This is a genomic window from Nocardia sp. 2TAF39, from assembly GCF_052114905.1.
GTDB lineage: Bacteria > Actinomycetota > Actinomycetes > Mycobacteriales > Mycobacteriaceae > Nocardia.
Window position 1 is genome coordinate 36,926 of record NZ_JBFRFQ010000038.1, and the last position, 18,657, is coordinate 55,582.

14 protein-coding genes are annotated in these 18,657 nt (G+C 67.3%); 11 read left to right on the forward strand and 3 right to left on the reverse strand.

Annotated elements, in window-relative coordinates; genetic code table 11:
• The first annotated feature begins 6 nt into the window (after positions 1–6).
• The 5 genes from AB4Z47_RS22045 to puuE all read left to right on the forward strand — a co-directional run bounded on the left by AB4Z47_RS22045 (position 7) and on the right by puuE (position 6,966).
• Positions 7–855, forward strand: coding sequence for an FAD binding domain-containing protein (locus AB4Z47_RS22045; RefSeq protein ID WP_441953204.1), 849 nt, complete (start codon positions 7–9; stop codon positions 853–855).
• Entirely contained in the window at positions 855–3,680 is a 2,826-nt protein-coding gene (locus AB4Z47_RS22050) for a molybdopterin-dependent oxidoreductase (protein ID WP_441953231.1), read from the forward strand. Before AB4Z47_RS22045 ends, AB4Z47_RS22050 begins: the two co-directional genes overlap by 1 nt.
• Positions 3,677–4,891: a DUF6986 family protein gene (locus tag AB4Z47_RS22055; protein WP_441953205.1), complete on the forward strand. Its 1,215-nt coding sequence runs from the start codon at positions 3,677–3,679 to the stop codon at positions 4,889–4,891. The genes AB4Z47_RS22050 and AB4Z47_RS22055 overlap by 4 nt, the downstream gene beginning before the upstream one ends.
• Positions 4,892–5,006: 115 nt before the next feature.
• Positions 5,007–5,984 (forward strand): allantoicase, encoded by a 978-nt coding sequence (alc, locus tag AB4Z47_RS22060; RefSeq protein WP_441953206.1) that lies wholly within the window; start codon positions 5,007–5,009, stop codon positions 5,982–5,984.
• A 73-nt stretch (positions 5,985–6,057) separates the two neighbouring features.
• Positions 6,058–6,966 carry an allantoinase PuuE gene (gene puuE, locus AB4Z47_RS22065; protein WP_441953207.1) on the forward strand — a complete coding sequence of 303 codons (909 nt, stop codon included), beginning with the start codon at positions 6,058–6,060 and terminating at the stop codon, positions 6,964–6,966.
• Here puuE and AB4Z47_RS22070 read toward each other — a convergent pair.
• Both AB4Z47_RS22070 and AB4Z47_RS22075 read right to left on the reverse strand, forming a co-directional pair.
• Positions 6,956–7,405, reverse strand: coding sequence for an RDD family protein (locus AB4Z47_RS22070; RefSeq protein WP_441953208.1), 450 nt, complete (start codon positions 7,403–7,405; stop codon positions 6,956–6,958). The genes puuE and AB4Z47_RS22070 overlap by 11 nt on opposite strands.
• 98 nt (positions 7,406–7,503) lie before the next feature.
• On the reverse strand, positions 7,504–8,763 hold the full coding sequence (locus AB4Z47_RS22075) for a cytochrome P450 (protein WP_441953209.1): 1,260 nt from the start codon (positions 8,761–8,763) through the stop codon (positions 7,504–7,506).
• Between the two features lie 411 nt (positions 8,764–9,174).
• Between AB4Z47_RS22075 and AB4Z47_RS22080 the strand changes: the two genes are divergently transcribed.
• From AB4Z47_RS22080 to AB4Z47_RS22105, 6 genes are all read left to right on the forward strand, one after another.
• Positions 9,175–10,296, forward strand: coding sequence for a hypothetical protein (locus AB4Z47_RS22080; RefSeq protein ID WP_441953210.1), 1,122 nt, complete (start codon positions 9,175–9,177; stop codon positions 10,294–10,296).
• A gap of 742 nt (positions 10,297–11,038) precedes the next feature.
• Complete coding sequence (gene aceA, locus AB4Z47_RS22085; protein ID WP_441953211.1) at positions 11,039–12,325, forward strand: isocitrate lyase; 1,287 nt, start codon at positions 11,039–11,041, stop codon at positions 12,323–12,325.
• Between the two features lie 381 nt (positions 12,326–12,706).
• Positions 12,707–13,579, forward strand: a complete 873-nt coding sequence (locus AB4Z47_RS22090) for a 3-hydroxybutyryl-CoA dehydrogenase (RefSeq protein WP_441953212.1) — start codon at positions 12,707–12,709, stop codon at positions 13,577–13,579.
• A 252-nt stretch (positions 13,580–13,831) separates the two neighbouring features.
• On the forward strand, positions 13,832–16,138 hold the full coding sequence (gene metE / locus AB4Z47_RS22095; RefSeq protein WP_441953213.1) for a 5-methyltetrahydropteroyltriglutamate--homocysteine S-methyltransferase: 2,307 nt from the start codon (positions 13,832–13,834) through the stop codon (positions 16,136–16,138).
• Between the two features lie 120 nt (positions 16,139–16,258).
• The gene (locus AB4Z47_RS22100) at positions 16,259–16,678 is read left to right on the forward strand and encodes a VOC family protein (RefSeq protein ID WP_441953214.1); all 420 of its coding nucleotides are present in this window, start codon (positions 16,259–16,261) and stop codon (positions 16,676–16,678) included.
• Entirely contained in the window at positions 16,678–17,244 is a 567-nt protein-coding gene (locus tag AB4Z47_RS22105; RefSeq protein WP_441953215.1) for a TetR/AcrR family transcriptional regulator, read from the forward strand. Before AB4Z47_RS22100 ends, AB4Z47_RS22105 begins: the two co-directional genes overlap by 1 nt.
• On the opposite strand, the gene AB4Z47_RS22110 is transcribed toward AB4Z47_RS22105, so the two are convergent.
• On the reverse strand, positions 17,234–18,574 hold the full coding sequence (locus AB4Z47_RS22110; protein WP_441953216.1) for a tetratricopeptide repeat protein: 1,341 nt from the start codon (positions 18,572–18,574) through the stop codon (positions 17,234–17,236). The two genes, AB4Z47_RS22105 and AB4Z47_RS22110, sit on opposite strands and share 11 nt — an antisense overlap.
• Positions 18,575–18,657: the final 83 nt, after the last annotated feature.

An 18,657-nucleotide genomic window follows, 5' to 3' on the forward strand; every position in this document is an offset into this window, starting at 1 on the left:
TGAGACGTGGACCTGGACACGATCCGGGAGGTAGTGGTCGCGCGCGAACGAGCGGATCTGAGGGCGCTCGGGGCGTCGACCGCGGTTCTCGCCGGCGGGACGTTTCTGTTTTCCGAGCCGCAGGATCGGTTGGAGCGGCTGGTGGACATCACGACCATGGGGTGGCCCGCGTTGGAGGTGGTCGCGGACGGACTGGAGATCGCCGCGACCTGCACCCTGGCCGAATTCGCGGGGGCCGCGCCGGGGCGCGAGCTGGGGACACCTGTGCTGCGCGAAGGGTGGCCGGGGACCGCATTGTTCGCGCGATCCTGCCGGGCCCTGCTCGCGTCACACAAGATCTGGCGTACCGCCACGGTGGGCGGCAACGTCTGTCTCGCTCTGCCCGCCGGTGCGGTGCTCGGGGCGCTGACCGCACTCGACGGCGTCGCGCTGGTGTGGTCGTCGGATGGGTCGGATCGGCATATTCCCTTGCAGGACTTCGTTATTGGTCCGGGATATACCGTGCTGCAGCAGGGTGATGTACTGCGGTCCATCACCGTTCCACTGTCGAGTCTGTTGGCGCGGACCAGCTTTCGGAAGATCGCACTCGCGCCGCTCGGGCGGTCCGGTGCCGTGGTGATGGGCCGGCGGAACCTGGACGGCCGGAGTGCTGTCACTCTCACGGCCGCCACCATCCGGCCCGTCGTGCTGGATTTCGCTGTGCCACCGAGCGACACCGAGATCGCGGGCGCGGTCGGCGCGATCGATTCCGCCTTGTGGTTCGACGACCCGCACGGATCGCCGGATTGGCGTCGGCACGTCGCAGGGCTGCTTGCCCGCGAGGTCGCCGCGGAATTGCGGGAGCGTGCATCGTGATGAGGTTCGAGGTGGACGGCAGGCCCGTCGAGATCGAAGTACGGCCGGGGCAATGCCTGCGGACCGCGCTGCGCGACAGTGGGCATCTGGCCGTGAAAAAGGGTTGTGACGCGGGCGATTGCGGCGCGTGCTCGGTCCTGGTCGACGGCGCGGCGGTGCACTCCTGCGTGTTCGCGGCCTACCGCGCCGCCGGACGTGTCATCACCACGGCCGCCGGGCTCGGGACGCCGGACGACCCGCATCCGGTGCAGCGCAGGTTCCTCGACAACGCCGGATTCCAATGTGGTTTCTGCACCGCGGGCATGGTTGTCACGGCCGCGGGCCTCGGTTGCGGAATCGCAGGACAGGTCGGCGAGTCCGAGACGGAACGCGCCGAATTGATGAAGGGAAACCTGTGCCGCTGCACGGGTTACCGGGCGATCGGAGCGGCGCTGGGCACGCCGAGAACCGCGGACGACCCCACCTCGGACGCGACTCCAGCGCAACCGGTCGATACGACAGGGCGGGCCGGCAGCGGAGTCGGGGCTCCGGCCGGACCCCGCATCGTCACCGGCACCGAGCCTTTCACCTTCGATGTGCTGCCCCGCGCCATCGCGGACGGCGGGCGACCGGGCGATCCCGTCACGAGGCGGGGCGACACCGCCACGGCGCCTCCGACGCCCCCGCTGCATATTGCGGTATTGCCGAGCCCGCACGCGCACGCGGTGATCCGATCGATCGACACCGTGGCCGCCGAAGCGCTGCCCGGCGTGCATGCGGTACTCACCCACGCCGACTCGCCACCTGTCGCGTTCTCGTCAGCGCGGCACCAGCTGCGGGCGGACGACCCCGATGACACCTATGTGCTCGACCGCACCGTCCGTTTCGTCGGACAGCGCGTGGCGGCGGTCGTGGCCGAGAGCGTCGCGGTCGCCCGCGCTGCGTGCGCGCTGCTGCGGGTGGACTATGAGATTTTGCCCGCGGTGTTCGATCCGGAGGAGGCGCTGCTCCCGGGTGCGCCGAAACTGCACGGGGACAAATCGGACGCGGCCCGGATCGCGGATGCCGACCGCAACCTGGTCGCCGAAGTGCACGGCGCCGTCGGCGATGTGGCGGCGGGTCTGGCCGCCGCGGCGCACGTGGTGCGGGGTGTGTGGGATTCGCCGCGCGGGCAGCACGTGCATATGGAGACGCACGGCGGGATCGGATGGCTGGATGCCGACGGCAGGCTCGTCATCCGGTGCAGCACCCAGGTTCCTTTCCTGGTGCGCGACGAACTGTGCCACCTGTTCGGGCTGTCGCGCGCGCAGGTGCGAGTGTTCGCCGCGCGGGTCGGCGGCGGGTTCGGCGCCAAGCAGGAGATGCTGGTCGAGGACCTGATCGCGCTGGCCGTGCTGCGTACCGGCAGGCCGGTACAGTACGAGTTCACCCGCTCCGACGAGTTCACCGCCGCGACCTGCCGCCATCCGATGCGGGTCGCGGTGTCGGCGGGCGCCGACGCGAACGGCGTACTGACCGCGTTGGCCGTCGACGTTCTAGCCGATGCCGGGGCGTACGGCAACCACAGTGCGGGAGTGATGTTCCACGGTGTCGGCGAGTCGGTGGAGATCTACCGCTGCGCCAACAAGCGGGTCGACGCCCAGGTGGTGTACACCAACAACCTTCCTTCCGGCGCATTCCGCGGCTATGGCCTCGGCCAGGTCATATTCGGGGTGGAGTCGGCGTTGGATGATCTCGCCAGCACGCTCGGCATCGACCCGTTCGAGTTCCGGCGGCGCAACGTGGTGGTGCCCGGCGACCCGCTCGTCGGCGCGGCGGTGAACGAAGGCGACCTGGTGTTCGGCAGCTACGGCCTCGATCAGTGTCTCGACCTCGCCGAGCGAGCTCTGCTGCGCGGCAACGATATTCGTGCTCCGGGTGCGGAATGGCGGGTCGGCACCGGCATGGCCGCCGCGATGATCGCGACGATCCCGCCGCGTGGGCACCATTCGGACGCGACGGTGAGTCTGCTGCCGGACGGACGCTATGAGATCCGGGTCGGCACGGCGGAATTCGGTAACGGCACGACGACGGTGCACGCGCAGCTGGCCGCCACCGCGCTGGACACCGACGCGTCCCGCATCGTGATTCGGCAGTCCGACACCGACCTGGTCGGTCACGACACCGGCGCGTTCGGCTCCACCGGCATCGTGGTCGCCGGCAACGCCTGTTATGCGGCGGCGCGGGAGCTGCGCGCGCTCATACTGGCCAGGGCGGCGAAGCTGGCGGGCATTCCCAAGCACGACTGCGTGCTGGAGGCCGGCGGCGTCCGTTGTGGCGACCGGCTGCTCGGCGCGGACGAGCTGCTGGTCGACGGTGAGCTGACCGCGCACGGCGAGCACGCGGGCAGCCCCAGGTCGGTGAGTTTCAACGTGCACGCCGTCCGCGTCGCCGTGCACCCCGACACCGGCTCGGTCCGCATCCTCCAGTCGGTCCATGCCGCCGACGCGGGCACGGTGCTCAACCCGGTGCAGTGCCGCGGGCAGGTGGAGGGAGGTGTCGCGCAGGCCGTCGGTTCGGCGTTGTACGAGGACATGCGCAGCGATCATGGTGTGGTGACCACACGGACCTTGCGGCACTACCACGTCCCGCAGTTCGCTGACGTGCCACGCACCGAGGTGTACTTCGCCGACACGGCCGACGAGCTGGGACCGCTCGGCGCCAAGTCGATGAGCGAGTCACCGTACAACCCGGTCGCGCCCGCTCTGGCGAACGCGATCCGCGACGCTGTGGGGGTGCGCATGGTCCGGCTGCCGATGACGGCGGACCGGGTCTGGCGTGCGATCCAGGAGGAGGACCGACGGTGATCAAGGTGCCCGCGAACGTCCGCGCCAGGATCGAGGCACTGCTCGACGGGGTCGACGCTGACCTGCGCCGCAGGTATCCGGGCTCGAACGGCAGGCCGCAGCCGATCCACACCGTGTACGTCCCCGCCGATCGGGTCGCCGAGGAGACCCCGCGGGAATGGGGCGCGGCCGCCGTCGAGCTGCTCGACCGCCATTTCGACCTGCTGGCGGCCCTCGACCGAACCGCTTCGCTACCGGACGTTCGCAGACGGCTGGAGCAAGATCCGGTCCAGGACCTGCGCATCGACTTCGAGGACGGCTACGGCTTCCGTGCCGACGCCGAGGAGGACCGCGCCGCGGCGGCGGCGGGCGCCGTGCTCGCGGCCTGGGCGCGGCGGCCCGGCAGCCCGACCGGTGGCATTCGAATGAAGGGCCTGGCAGGCGGCGAGCGCAACCGTGCCCTGCGCACGCTCGAACTGGTGCTCGACAGCGCGGGCGGAGTACCGAACGGATTTGTCTTCACGGTGCCGAAAATCCGTGCTGTGCCACAGGTTATGGCGCTTACGCAGCTCTGTGCGGGCCTCGAGCGCGGCTACGGCATCCCGGAGGGCACGCTGCGCTTCGAACTGCAGATCGAGAGTCCGCAGGCGATTATCGCCGCGGACGGCACCGCGCCGGTGGCCGAGATGATCGGACTGGCCGAGGGGCGATGCAGCGGACTGCATTTCGGCACCTACGACTACACCGCCGCCTGTGGTGTCGCCGCACCGGATCAGGCGCTCGACCACCCGGCCGCCGACTACGCCAAGTCGGCCATGCAGGTGGCGGCAGCGCAGACCGGCGTGTGGGTGTGCGACGGCTCCACCCAGATCGTGCCCGACGCCGAGCCCGAAGTGGCGCTGCGCAACCATCACCGCCTGGTCGCCCGATCGTTGCGACGCGGTTACTACCAGGGCTGGGACATGCATCCCGGCCACCTGGTCACCCGCTGGCTGGCTACCTACGACTTCTTCCGCACGGCGATCGACGTGGCGGTGCCGCGTCTGCGGGCCTACCTGGACCGGCGCGGCGGCGGCGTGCTGGACGAGCCTGCCACCGCGGAAGCGCTGGCCGCCACTGTGCTGCGCGGGATCGACTGCGGCGCCCGCGACGACTCGGGCGCCCCCGAGTTGACCGAGGCGGTCCTGCGCGCCTTGGTGGCCCGTACACCGATTCCGCCGGAGACGCCATGAACGGCCACCCGAACGGTACGGTCCCGCAAGATACAGGAGGTGTGATGAGACACAATCGCGCAGCGCTCATCGACGCCGACAGGGTGCGGGTGTCCCGCAACATACAGGAGGTGTGATGCGCGATCTCGTCGAGAACGAAGAGTTCACGCTGCTACCGGATCTGGCGGTTCGCCCGCTCGGCGGCGCGGTGATCTGGGCCGATGACGAATCCTTCGCGGAGAAGGAGAATTTGATCAACCCGGGCCCGGCCGATTACCGGCCGTCCACCTTCGGGCACAAGGGGCAGATCTATGACGGCTGGGAGACTCGCAGACACCGTGGACGGCCCGGCGACGACTCGGCGATAGTGCGGCTCGGCGTGCCGGGCGTGATCCGCGGGATCGTGGTCGACACCGCGTGGTTCACGGGCAACTATCCGCCCGCGGTCTCGGTCTCCGCGCTGGAGATCGATGATTATCTGCCCGCAGAATCCATTGCCGCGCACGATGATTGGGTTGTGCTGATCGACCGCTCCCCGGTAGCGGGCGACAGCCGCAACCTTTTCACCGTCGAGAGCGAGAAGCGCTGGACGCATGTGAAACTCACCATGCACCCCGACGGCGGCGTGGCCAGGCTGCGGGTGCACGGCGAGGGCAGGCCGGACCAGAGGCTGCTCGGCATCGGCCCGCTGGATCTGGCCGCGCTGGAGAACGGCGCGCTGGTGCTGGACTGCTCCAATCGCTTCTACAGCTCGCCCAATCAGCTGCTCTATCCGGGGCTGGCGCGGCGCATGGGCGACGGCTGGGAGACCGCCCGTCGCAGGGACGACGGCAACGACTGGGTGCACATCCGGCTGGCCGGGCCCGGATTGATCCGGCTCGCAGAGCTGGACACTTCTTACTTTCTCGGCAACAGTCCGGGTGCGGCCCGGCTCACCGGCCGCACCAACGACGGGACCGAGTTGGAGTTGTTGCCGCGTACCGCGCTGCTGCCCGACACCAGGCACCGTTTCCCGATCGCGCCGGTGGCCGTGTCGGTGGAGGAGGTCCGCCTGGACATCTATCCCGACGGCGGGCTCGCGCGGCTGCGGCTGTACGGGGAGCTCGGCGCATGAGCGGGTCAAGGCCCGGAGGCGGCAGCCTGCGTAACCACGGAGGGCCTCCCGCTCATGCCAGAGAGGACACCGCATGAGCGAACGGGATTTCGTCGGCTACGGCCCGAGGCCGCCCGACCCGAAATGGCCGGGCGACGCGCGGATCGCGGTCCAGTTCGTGCTCAACTACGAGGAAGGCGGCGAGAGCAATGTCCTCGACGGCGACGAGCACTCCGAGACGTTCCTTTCGGAAATGACTCCGGCGGAAGCGTTTCCGAATCGCCATATGAGCATGGAATCGCTCTACGAGTACGGCTCCCGTGCTGGGCTTTGGCGGGTGCTTCGCGTCTTCGACCGGCGCGAGCTGCCGTTGACCATATTCGCCGTTGCCCGTGCTATGCAACGAAATCCACAGGCGGTGGCCGCTTTTCGTGATCTCGGCCACGAGATCGCCTGTCACGGCCTGCGCTGGAAGTCCTACCAGCTGACCGACCGCGACACCGAACGGGCGCACATGGCGGAGGCGGTGCGCATCCTGACCGAACTGACCGGCGCCGCGCCGCTCGGCTGGTACACCGGCCGCGACTCGCCGCACACCCGTGAGCTGGTGGTGGAGCACGGTGGGTTCGTCTACGACTCGGACTCATACGCCGACGACCTTCCGTACTGGGTGCGGGTGCACGACCGGGACCATTTGGTGGTGCCCTACACCCTGGACACCAACGACATGCGTTTCGCCTCGCCCGCCGGATTCCCCACCGGCGAACAGTTCTTCGCGCATCTGCGCGACGCCTTCGACGTGCTGTATCGCGAAGGCGCGGAGGGTAGTCCGAAGATGCTGTCGATCGGGCTGCACTGCAGGCTGGTCGGCCGTCCCGCCCGCACCGCCGCGCTGGAGCGGTTGCTCGACCATGTGCAGTCGCACGACCAGGTCTGGATCACCCGCCGCATCGACATCGCCGAACACTGGCAGAAGGAGCATCCGGTGGGCGCTATGTCCTGAGTTCGTCACGTCGGCGCACAGTCCGCAGGCCACACGCCTGCCCGACACTTTCGCCCTCCAAGATGTATTGCATGGCGATAACGACGAAGCCGAACAACCACCGCCAGAGCGTCTGCCAGAATCGTGGGCGTCGGCCGTCCTTCCACCGCACCACCCGCATGCCATAGAGGAGCTTGGCGATACTTCCCCGGAAAAGCAGGGTGCCGATCACATGATTGGCGAAGGACAGCGCGAACACGCAGACGACCCACGCCGCGAGAAACGCCACAGCGCCGTCGGTGTCGGGAAAAACGCGCTGAGAGACACCGAGGCCGACGAATAACACCAGGAAGCCGTCCGTTACTGCGGCCAGACCTATTCTGTTTTCGCCCGCCTCCTCCGGCACCCGCACCTGCGACTGCCGGTGTGGCTGCGACTGTGCCCGCGAACTGAAAGCCATTGGAAGAATTCCTAATTCAATGCTGCTCGATGGAACGGTCGATTGTAGTCGGTGGAAGTCGGATTCTTCTGGAGAGACGGCTGGCGACCGTAACGCGTTTACGCCAGAGGCAGCGGCGGTGATTCCGGGAAGACGACGGGCAGGGCCGTCATTGCTCGGTGGAACGGGCCCGGCCGCCAGGTCAGCTCATCAGGTGGTAGTGCCAGACGCATCTCGGGCAACGCGTCCAGCAGCTGGTCGATGGCATCCTGGGCGATCAGGTAAGCCAGCGAACTGGCGGGGCACCGGTGTGGCCCGCCACCGAAAGCCAGATGGGCGCGATTCCCCGCGTACTGGTCGGAGCCGATCGCTGGGTCGGTATTGCAGGCGGTCATGCTGATCAGGACAGGTTGGTGGGCGGGCAGCCAGAAGTCGTCGATCAGGATCGGCTGCTTCGGGAAGCTGATACAGAAGTTCGCCATCGGCGGATCGTTGAACAACACCTCGTCGAGAGCATCCCGGGTCGACAGGCTCCCGCCCAGCACGCTGCCGCCGAATCGCTCGTCGGTCAGGATCAGCAGCAGGGTGTTGACGATCAGATTCTGCTGCGGTTCGATACCCGCGCCGTACAGCGTGCTCAGCTGATACACCATTTCCGTATCGCTCAGCTCGGCTGGGTGCTGCATTATCCGCGTGGTCACGTCGTCGCCGGGTTCGGCTCGCTTGAGCAGGATCAACCTTGTCAGCGCCTCGGCGAGGGTCTTGTTCCCGTTCTCCGCGCCGGCGCCGCCCTCGACGATAGCCCGCAAACTGGTTGCGGCCTGCTGTGCGAGCTCGGCGGGACAGCCGAGCATGGCGTTCAGCACCGCGAAGGCCAGCGGAAGCGCATACTGGCGGACCAGATCCGCGGACCCGTCCGCGCAGAACGAATTGATCAGCGGGATCGCGATCTGCGCCACGATGTCGTGCAGGAGGTACTGATCGACACCGTCGAGACCCGCGATGTTGGCCTGTCGATAGCGAGCGTGCGCGACGCCGTCGTTGCGCAGCGCGTTCGGCCGCCACTTCATCATCGGTAGCAACGGGCACTCGGCGGGAATGTCCTGTTCCCAGGTGCGCGGATCGGCCGGAAAATGGTCCGGGTCGTTGAGGATCCGGACTGCGGCGTAATACCCGATCACCAAGGTGGCGGGTACGCCCGGCGCCAACTCCACCGGCGCCAACGAGCCGTACCTTTCACGCATCTTGCGATAGGTGCCGTGTGGATCCGACGAGAATTCGGGTGAGTACAGCGGAATCCGCGGGCCGTCGGTGTCGATCGGCGAGCCGTGCGGCGTGTGGCCGGGTCGGCTGTGCGCTGGAGACGGGGGCATCGTCATCGGCGAAACTCCAAGCGGTCGAACAACAAGGGCCGTGAGCCTAACCCGGATCGTTTGTGCCGCTGATGCGCTTTGCGTGATCTGGTTCGGATTGGGTTCTGCGGCCGCGTCTGCCTCGGACCGGCGTGGTTCGGGGCCCGTTAGCCGGTTGGCTGCCATCCCGGCGTGTTCAGGAAAACTCGGGGTTCTTCAGCCGAGGCCCCATGGCAGCCGGCGAAGAACTCTCACTCGGATGCGGAGTCAGTTGCGTTCTGATGCTTGGGTTCCCGCGCCCCCGGACCATAGGTGACGTGTGGTCTGCGGCAGCGTTCGGCTGTTGCGGACCAGCGCACCGCCGCGGGTTGCTCTGGGCGATCGTCAGGCAAGACGAGCTGCCCAGACACGCTGGGCTGAAAGGATTCTCAGACATGGTTGGGTATCTGGTCGCATATTCCGCGCCAGCTTCTACTCTGGTGCTTATGCTCTATTCTGGAGAACGCTGGCTGGTCACCGCTGGAAGCTTCGGCGCGGCAATGGTCGATCGGATCCTCGAGCGCGGCCATGCTCCCATTGTGGTGTGCGGGCCCGCGAGGTCGTGACATGCTACCCGTTGTCTACCAGGTGACCAAGTACGACCCAGCCGATCGTGACGACCGCGGCTACTACATCGGTGCTGAGGACAGCATCAGCGACCACGGCCGAGTGGAAGCCGCCTACCTCGACGCCGCGGCGGCCTTCGCCGAGGACACCGCAGTAACTCATCTGACAATTCGTGACCCCGCCATCGCAGGTTTCATCAATTTCGGCTTGGAAGCACCGATCGACGGCCATGGGCTGAGCGGGCTGTTCCCGTCAGACCTGACCGGCTATCACGACGGCGCTCAGGTGGGTCTCAGCACGGGTCTCGAACTTTTACGCGCCATGCTGCGCGACAGTGGCGCATGGTGCCGGCTGGAAGTGGAGGGAAGGTTTTTCCTCCACGTCGGATACGACCAGTACATGTATATCGGCAGTACTGAATCCTGCGAGCAGGCAGTTGCTCGCACCCGCGCACTCGGGCTGTTCCCGCAGCGGCTCGACATGTCCCCATGTGACCCATCCTTCGATGAGCCGGGCGAGCAACGTTGCGCCGACGACGCGTTCTGGGCTGAACTGACCGACCTCGTCAACCGTCACGGATCAGTGCTACTGGAAGAGGGCTACGTCACTAACGCGTCCCGCTGGTGTCGCCTCGACGCCACCAACATCAGCATCGTTCGCGCCGGACTGACGCCACGCGCCCGACTGCTTGTCTGGCCGGATCTCTGCACCGACGTCGCGGCCGTACTTCGTGCGGTCCCCCGAGAAGGACTGATCGAACTCGTCTGGGAAAACCAAGATGAGTACATCACCAGCTTCCTCGCCGACGACGAAGACCACGCGCAACTGCCCGCGCAACTGGCTCGGGCACGCGCCGCGATGATATTGCCCATGACGGTGGACGAGCGTAGCCCCCTGCTCGCCGGCGTGCTCCCCGACGACGATGGAGTTCTACGCGCCCGCTGGACGCCATGACCCCTTGCCGGTGCCGCTGAAAGTTCAGCAAATTGCTCGGCGTCAACTTCTTTCGACGGTGAAGTATGGTCGTTCGCCGGTCGACCAGCCCCACAGGGGCAGCTTGGCTCGGTTTGTCCGTCCTTGGCCCGGAGTGGCCAGGTCACCTGCTGCGGTTGACGGCAGCGATGCCGTCGAACGTAGGGATATGGCTGTTGTCGAACCACTTCGCAACAGCCGTATTTCTACTGTGGATCGCGCCCGGAGCCGAGCCACTTCCACGGAGGCGGTCTGGCCGCTGCTGTGGGGTGCTCTTGGACCACGTCGTCTCGGGCATATCGGTCTTCACGCTTGGTGACTCCTTGCGGGTCGGTGCCGCGATTCTGTCGCCAGTCCTCGCGTGGCGCAGGCCACAGCGGCCTTGTGAATGTGCTCACAGGAGGGAATTGCCGGGTGCGTCGTGGGTGGCCTGGCCGTCGATCGCTAACAGTACGGGCGTTACGCTAAAATCGCACGTCAGGGCTACTGGCCGGTAGGTTGCACGCTTGCAATTAGGTGGCAAATTTTGCAGAGTTGGCAAACGTCGCTCGAAACCTAGCTGAGATTCGCAGTAGCAACAGGTAGACGGCTATTTCTGGTTGTGCAATCGTGTGGAAGTACATCCGATAGGCCTAGCAAGCCTGCAAATTGCCGCTCCAGCAGTCTGAGTTGTTGCAATGCTCGACCCCTGCGGCATCGATCGAACGAGGAAGTGGAGTCAGAGATGTCGACCACCGGCACCCCGAAGACCGCTGCGGAAATCCAGAAGGATTGGGACACCAACCCCCGCTGGAAGGGCGTCACCCGGAACTACACCGCGGAGCAGGTGTCGAAGCTCCAGGGCACTGTCGTCGAGGAGGCCACCCTCGCGCGGCGCGGTTCGGAGATCCTCTGGGATCTCGTCAACAACGAGGACTACATCAACTCGCTCGGCGCCCTCACCGGCAACATGGCGGTCCAGCAGGTCCGCGCCGGCCTGAAGGCCATCTATCTGTCGGGGTGGCAGGTCGCGGGTGACGCGAACCTGTCCGGCCACACCTACCCGGACCAGAGCCTCTACCCGGCCAACTCGGTGCCCGCCGTGGTCCGCCGCATCAACAACGCGCTGCTGCGCGCCGACGAGATCGCCAAGGTCGAGGGCGACACCTCCGTCTCCAACTGGCTCGCCCCGATCGTCGCCGATGCCGAGGCCGGCTTCGGTGGCGCGCTGAACGCCTACGAGCTGCAGAAGGCCATGATCCAGGCCGGCGCCGCCGGCGTGCACTGGGAAGACCAGCTCGCCTCCGAGAAGAAGTGCGGCCACCTCGGCGGCAAGGTCCTCATCCCGACCCAGCAGCACGTCCGCACCCTGACCTCCGCGCGGCTGGCGGCCGACGTCGCCGACGTGCCCTCGGTGATCATCGCCCGCACCGACGCCGAAGCCGCCACCCTGATCACCTCGGACGTGGACGAGCGCGACCGGCCGTTCCTGGACGGCACCCGCACCTCCGAAGGCTTCTACGGCGTGCGGAACGGCATCGAGCCCTGCATCGCGCGTGCCAAGGCCTACGCCCCCTACGCCGACCTGATCTGGATGGAGACCGGCAAGCCCGACCTCGAGCTGGCCAAGCAGTTCGCTGAGGCCGTGCGCAACGAGTTCCCGGACCAGCTGCTCGCCTACAACTGCTCCCCGTCCTTCAACTGGAAGGCGCACCTGGACGACGCGACCATCGCGAAGTTCCAGAAGGAGCTCGGCGCGATGGGCTTCAAGTTCCAGTTCATCACCCTGGCCGGCTTCCACTCGCTCAACTACGGCATGTTCGACCTGGCCTACGGCTACGCCCGCGAAGGCATGACCGCCTACGTCGACCTGCAGGAGCGCGAGTTCGCCGCCGAGGAGCGCGGGTACACCGCCACCAAGCACCAGCGTGAGGTCGGCGCCGGCTACTTCGACCTGATCGCGACCACCGTCGACCCGAACACCTCGACGGCGGCACTGAAGGGCTCCACCGAAGAGGGGCAGTTTCATTAGGCAGCGCCTGCGGCGCTGCGTGTTCGCGGCCCCTGGGAGTCTCGCGTCCGAGCGACCGCTGCTCGCGCCTGCGGCGCATGCGCAACGGTCACTCGGACGCGAGACGGGCCGCGAACGGCGCTCGATGGCCTCGCGCGTTGTGGTTGCGTAAGCAGTGACCTAACGATTTGGGGCTCGGCTGGTGCTAACCGAGGGAAGTGAGGCTCCTGACGTGAATACCGATAATCCCCTACTCCGGTAGGGGTGTTCGCCCTCCCCGCTGAACAGCCCCGGCGGGGAGGGCATCCCTATAACTTGGACCATCGGAGGCTTCGCTCACAACCGAGCGGCACCTTCACCACAAAGCCACCCGACAGCCAGACAAACCAGCAGGAGCGGGACGTGAGCAGCGAAAAGATCCAACGCGTCGGTGTTATCGGCGCCGGCCAGATGGGCGCCGGAATCGCGGAAGTGTGTGCCAGGGCGCACGTCGACGTGCTGGTGTACGAGCAGACCCGGGAACTGGCTGCCGCGGGCCGCGCCCGCATCCTCCGGTCGCTCGACCGTGGCGTGAGCAGCGGCAAGATCACCGAGCGCGAGCGCGAACAGGCCGCGTGGCGCCTGCGCTTCACCTCCGACATCGGCGACTTCGCCGACCGCCAGCTGGTAGTCGAGGCGGTACTCGAGGACGAGAAGGTGAAGACCAGCATCTTTGCCGAACTGGACAAGGTCGTCACCGACCCGTCCGCTGTGCTGGCCTCCAACACATCCTCCATCCCGATCATGAAGATCGCGGTCGCCACGGCGAACCCCGAGCGGGTCGTCGGAATGCACTTCTTCAACCCCGTCCCGGTGCTGCCGCTGGTCGAGCTGGTCACCACGCTCAAAACCAGCGAGTCGGTCGCCGCGCGGGCCGAGGCCTTCGCGGGCGATGTCCTCGACAAGCAGGTCGTGCGCTCCGCCGACCGCTCCGGTTTCGTGGTCAATGCCCTGCTGGTGCCGTATCTGCTCTCGGCCATCCGCATGGTCGAATCCGGTTTCGCTACCAAGGAGGACGTCGACAAGGCGATGGTGCTCGGCTGCGCCCACCCGATGGGTCCGCTGGCGCTGACCGACCTGGTCGGCCTCGACACCGTGAAGTCCATCGCCGACTCGATGTACTCGGAGTTCAAAGAGCCGCTGTACTCGGCTCCGCCCCTGCTCATGCGCATGGTGGAGGCGGGACTATTGGGTAAGAAAACAGGAGCGGGCTTCTACCAGTACAACCACCGGTAGGCGTTCGGTACAACCGCGAGGTGGTCGGCGAACCCTGGGGCGAAACGGTCCGATTCCGCTAGCGCCGTCGGGCGCGAGTCTTACGAGCGCCGTTCGCGGCCCGGCTCGCGTCCGAGCGGGCGAAGCGCATGCGACGTAGTCGCGAGTCTCGCCCGCTCGGACGCGAGCCATAAGGGGGCCGCGAACACGCAGCGCCGCAGGCGCTGCACATCAAACACAGCGTTGCACATCGAACACAGGAGTATCCCGCTCATGGTGAACGTGACTGACGGCTATGGGTCGAGCGTCCTCGGCTATCCCAGGATCGGACCGCACCGGGAGCTCAAGCGGGCACTGGAGGCCTACTGGCGCGGTGCGATCGGGCGCGACGAGCTGCTCGCGGTCGGCCGCGATATCCAGGAACAGCAATTCAGCGAGCTGGCCGCCACGGGGCTGACTCAGGTTCCTGGCAATACCTTCTCGTTCTACGACCACGTGCTGGACAACGCGCTGCTGTTCGGTGCGGTCCCCAAGCGGTTCGAGCCGTACCGGGACGGGTTGGACCCGCTGGACTTCTACTTCCTGATGGCGCGCGGCCGGCCCGACCTGCCGCCGCTGGAGCTGGTCCGTTTCTTCGGCACCAACTACCACTACCGCCAGCCCGAACTGGACGCCGACACCGAATTCTCGCTGCACCCCGAGGCCCTGCTCGACGAATTCGACCGGGCGAAGGAGCGCGACATCGAGCTGCGGCCGGTGGTCATCGGTCCGGTGTCGCTGCTGTTGCTGTCCAAGGCCGGGCACATCCCGGGGGAGCCGGGCGATTTCGACACTCTGAGTCTGCTCGACAAGCTGCTCCCGGTATACGAGGAGCTGTTCGAGATCCTCGCCAAGCGGGGCGCCACCTGTGTGCAGCTGGACGAGGCCGCGTTCACCAGCGAGCGCACGCCCGCCGAACTGGCCGCCTTCGAAGTCGCCTACCAACGGCTTTCGAAGGCGCCGTTGCGCCCACGCATCCTGGTCACCGGCCAGTACGGCGATTTCGGCGAGGCATTGACCATCCTGGCCGGCACCGGTGTCGAGGCGATCGGGTTGGACCTGGCCAGCTACCGGATCCGTCCGGATGATCTGGCCAAGGTGCCTGGCATCCGGCGTAAGCGCCTGTACGCGGGCGTGATCAGCGGTCGCAACGTGTGGCGTGCCGACCGCTACGCGACGCTGGAATACCTCAACGAGCTCGCTCAGGTGTGCCCGGACCTGGTTGTCGCGACCGGGACCACGCTGCTGCACGTGCCATACGACCTGCTGACCGAATACGACATCGAGGGACATGTCGCCGACCGCCTCGCCTTCGCGAAACAGAAGGTGGGGGAGGTGGTTTCGCTTGCGAAGGCGCTCACCGAGGGTGCGTCGGACAAGTGGCGCAAACGTCCGACCGAGGTGCATTTCAAGCAGAAGCACGCGGTGCGGCAGCGGGTCTACGCGGTGACGCCGGACATGCGTTCGCGCGAGCCTTACGAGGTGCGCAGGGAAGCGCAGCAGCGCAAGCTGAATCTGCCGCCGGTGCCCGCGACCACGCTCGGGTCCTTCCCACAGACCGGTCGAATCCGCCAGGCGCGCTACGAACTCGGTGAGGGGCGGCTGTCCTACGAGGACTACCGCAAGCGGATCGAGGCCGAGATAGCGGCGACGATCCGGCTGCAGGAGGACATCGGTCTCGATGTGCTCGTGCACGGCGAGCACGAGCGCAATGACATGATCCAGTACTTCGCCGAGCTACTCGACGGATTCGAGACCACTCACTTCGGCTGGGTGCAGGTGTACGGATCCCGGTGTGTGCGGCCGCCGATCCTCTACGGCGACGTGGCGCGGCCCGCGCCGATGTCGGTGGAGTGGATCGGCTACGCGCAGTCGCTCACCGACAAACCGGTCAAGGGCATGGTGACCGGACCGGTCACTATGATCGCGCGCTCGTTCGTCCGTCAGGACCAGCCGTTGCACGAGACCGCCGACCAGGTGGCGCTGGCGATTCGAGACGAGGTGGTCGACCTGGAAAAGGCGGGTATCTCGATCATCCAGGTCGACGAGCCCGCGATCCGCGAGATGCTGCCATTGCGTCCGGAGGGCAGGGCGGAGTACCTGCGCTGGGCGGTGGACGCGTTCCGGCTGGCCACCTCCGGTGTCCAGGCGGAGACCCAGATCCACACGCATATCGGCTATTCCGGCCGCGCCGAGGTGGTCGAGGCGATCGAGGAACTCGACGCCGACGTCACGGCGATCGTGGCGACCCGTTCCATCGAGTGGGTGCTGCGGGCACTGAAAGAGGACTCCCGCTCGGGGCACGGGCTCAGCCACGGCGTCGGCCCCGGCGTGTACGAGAGTCGTTCCGCGCGCATCCCGGACATCGACGAGCTCGACGAATTACTCACGGCGGCAGCGGAAGCGGTGACGCCGGAGCGGTTGTGGGCGAATCCGGACGGTGGCTTGAAGACGCGCCACTACTGGCAGCTCGAGCCGTCGTTGCGCAATCTGGTTGCCGCGGCGCGCCGCGTCCGCAGGCGTGCCGAGGCCGCCGAGTGAGATAGCGCTGACCAGCGAAAAACCCGGGCCGCCGTCGCGTTCGACCGAATCGAAGGTGGCCGGGCCTGCGCGGAGTGCGACTGGCTTAATTCGGTTCGGTACGAACCGTATTATTCACGTATGGAAACCGACAGCTGGCCGGACTCGCTGCGCGTCGCGCAGGTCCGTATCGCCCGCCCGACCGACCGCCTCGACGAGGTGGTGCGCTTCTATGTCGAGGGTCTCGGCCTGCGCGAGCTCTACCGATTCGAGAACCATGCGGGCTACGACGGGGTGATGCTCGGACTGCCCGGAGCCGGATATCACCTGGAATTCACCACGCATGAGAACGGCAGCCCCGGCGATGCGCCGAGTGCGGAGAATCTGTTGGTGTTCTACTTCGACGGCGAGACCCACATGTACGACGTGGCGCAACGGCTCGGCGAATTCGGTGTCGAACCGGTGCCCGCGGAAAACCCCTTCTGGGCAGCCAACGGCGGTCTGACCTTTCCTGATCCGGACGGCTGGCGCGTCGTGCTGATGCCGCGCCCGGTCTTCTGATGGCGGGCCGGACCCGCGACGACCGGATCGACGCCGCGGTGCTGATCGCCGCGCGCGAGGTGCTCGACGAGGTCGGCTACGCCGACCTGTCCATCGGTGGGGTCGCCGCTCGCGCGGGCCTGCACCGCCCGGCGATCTACCGCAGGTGGCCGTCGAAGCGCCACTTGGTGGTCGACGTGGTCGCCGACCTGCTCGGCGTGCAACCCACCCCCGACACCGGTGATCTGCGCGCCGACCTCACCCACGCTATGCGCACTCTCATTGCCGCGCTGCGGGATACCTCGCTGCACCGGGTGCTGCCCGCACTGGTCGCCGACTTGGCGGGGGACGCGCGGCTGCGCGCCCATTTCCTGGCCACGGTCTTCGAACCGCGCAGGCAGACCACCGCGACCGCGCTGCGGTCGGCCATCGAGCGGGGCGAGGTCGATCCGGGGATCGATCTGGACTTCGTACTGGACGCGGTCGCCGCGCCGATCTATTACCGCGCGCTGTTCGGGCACCTGCCGCTGTCGGATGAACTCGCCGGGCAGTCGGTCGAGGCGGTGCTGCACGCGATCACTCGCTGAGGGCAGCCAGCGAGGTGAGCGTCGCGAGCATGTCGGTAGCGGCCTTGGCGACCGAGTCGGGCCCGGCGGAGGCCAGGGCCGCCGCGGCAGCGGCACGGAAATCGGTGAACAGCGCGACGCAGGCCGCTGCGGCGGCACGGTCGGCCGGGGTGAGTTCGGCGTCGTCCTCGGCGGCAGACTGCCATGCGGCGGTGGCGATCACCTCATGCAGCCAGTTGAGCAAGCCGAGCCGCAACGGCTGCGGTCCGGTGAGCCAGCGGAATGCGCTGGCATGCATCACATCGGTGCGCTCGTGCAGCATGGCGCCGAGCACGACGACGGCGGCGGGCGCGGTGACGGAGTAGATCGAACCCTGGTGCAGGACAGTGGAATACAGAAATTCGATACCGCGCGACTGATCCTCGGTGTCGGCGCTGATCAAGTCGACGAGCAGTTCGGGCGCGTCGGATGCGGAACCGTGGGCGTGCTCCAGCCCAGCCCAGTCGGTCTCGCGCAGCACGGTCGCGGCGCGCTCCCAGTAGATCGGCGCGATGGCGTCCGCCGCCCGTGCTCGGGCTTCGGCGTCGGTCGAATCGAGTGCGCGCTGGAAGGCGGCCAGCGCCGCGGCGGTGTCGCCGAGCCTGCTGCTGAGCAGCCCCACGTCGAAGCTGGCCCGTGCGGAGACGGCGGGATCACCCGATTCCACCAGGTGACGGCTGACGTCCCTGGCTCCGGCCAGATCGCCGGCCTCGCTCAAGTGCTGGACGAGATCGCGTGCCACCACGACTGCCTGCTCGGCGGGCCAGCGATCGGTGGCGGTGCGGTAGGCGATCTTCACGCCGTCCAGGTCGTCCTCGTTGCGCAACAAGTAGGCCAGATTGGACAGGGCGAGCCGGGCGATCTCGCCGGGGCCGGAGGCAATCGCATGTCCGTAGGCCGCCCGCGCCGCACCGGAATCTCCGCGCTGGGCCAGCGAATAGCCGAGATTGATCCACGCGCGGGGCGCCGCGTCCGGATGCCCGGACTCGGCGGCGAGCTGGTATGCCGCTTCCGCGGCGGCGATATCGCCACGCTCGGCAAGCAACACAGCGAGGTTGTACGCCGCGCGCGGCGCCGCCTCGGAATGATTGGAATCGACGGCCACCCGGTAGGCCGCCTCGGCCCCCGGCTTGTCGCCCGCCGCGCTGAGCAAGTCACCCAACTCCACGGCGGCCGACGGCGCCCAGTTCGGATGCCCGGAAGCGACAGCGGCTTGGAACGCCTCGCGCGCGGCCGCCACGTCGTTGCGCCTACGGTGCATCTTGCCGAGGTCGAAGGCCAGGTCCGGCGGCCGCTTCAGCATTGTTCCCATCCAGCCTCGGCACCGTGCGGTGCGAATCGTCTCCGAAGAGTTCTACCCGGGACGCGAGCCCATGGCCAGCCGTAGCGCCCGCA

What these genes read in the sequence shown, in the direction of transcription:
- AB4Z47_RS22100 (WP_441953214.1), top strand. Translation starts at nt 16,259, where the DNA reads ATGGAAACCGACAGCTGGCCGGACTCGCTGCGCGTCGCGCAGGTCCGT.
- AB4Z47_RS22105 (WP_441953215.1), top strand. Translation starts at nt 16,678, where the DNA reads ATGGCGGGCCGGACCCGCGACGACCGGATCGACGCCGCGGTGCTGATC.
- puuE (WP_441953207.1), top strand. Translation starts at nt 6,058, where the DNA reads ATGAGCGAACGGGATTTCGTCGGCTACGGCCCGAGGCCGCCCGACCCG.
- AB4Z47_RS22070 (WP_441953208.1), bottom strand. Translation starts at nt 7,405, where the DNA reads ATGGCTTTCAGTTCGCGGGCACAGTCGCAGCCACACCGGCAGTCGCAG.
- AB4Z47_RS22075 (WP_441953209.1), bottom strand. Translation starts at nt 8,763, where the DNA reads ATGACGATGCCCCCGTCTCCAGCGCACAGCCGACCCGGCCACACGCCG.
- AB4Z47_RS22050 (WP_441953231.1), top strand. Translation starts at nt 855, where the DNA reads ATGAGGTTCGAGGTGGACGGCAGGCCCGTCGAGATCGAAGTACGGCCG.
- aceA (WP_441953211.1), top strand. Translation starts at nt 11,039, where the DNA reads ATGTCGACCACCGGCACCCCGAAGACCGCTGCGGAAATCCAGAAGGAT.
- AB4Z47_RS22110 (WP_441953216.1), bottom strand. Translation starts at nt 18,574, where the DNA reads ATGGGAACAATGCTGAAGCGGCCGCCGGACCTGGCCTTCGACCTCGGC.
- alc (WP_441953206.1), top strand. Translation starts at nt 5,007, where the DNA reads ATGCGCGATCTCGTCGAGAACGAAGAGTTCACGCTGCTACCGGATCTG.
- metE (WP_441953213.1), top strand. Translation starts at nt 13,832, where the DNA reads ATGGTGAACGTGACTGACGGCTATGGGTCGAGCGTCCTCGGCTATCCC.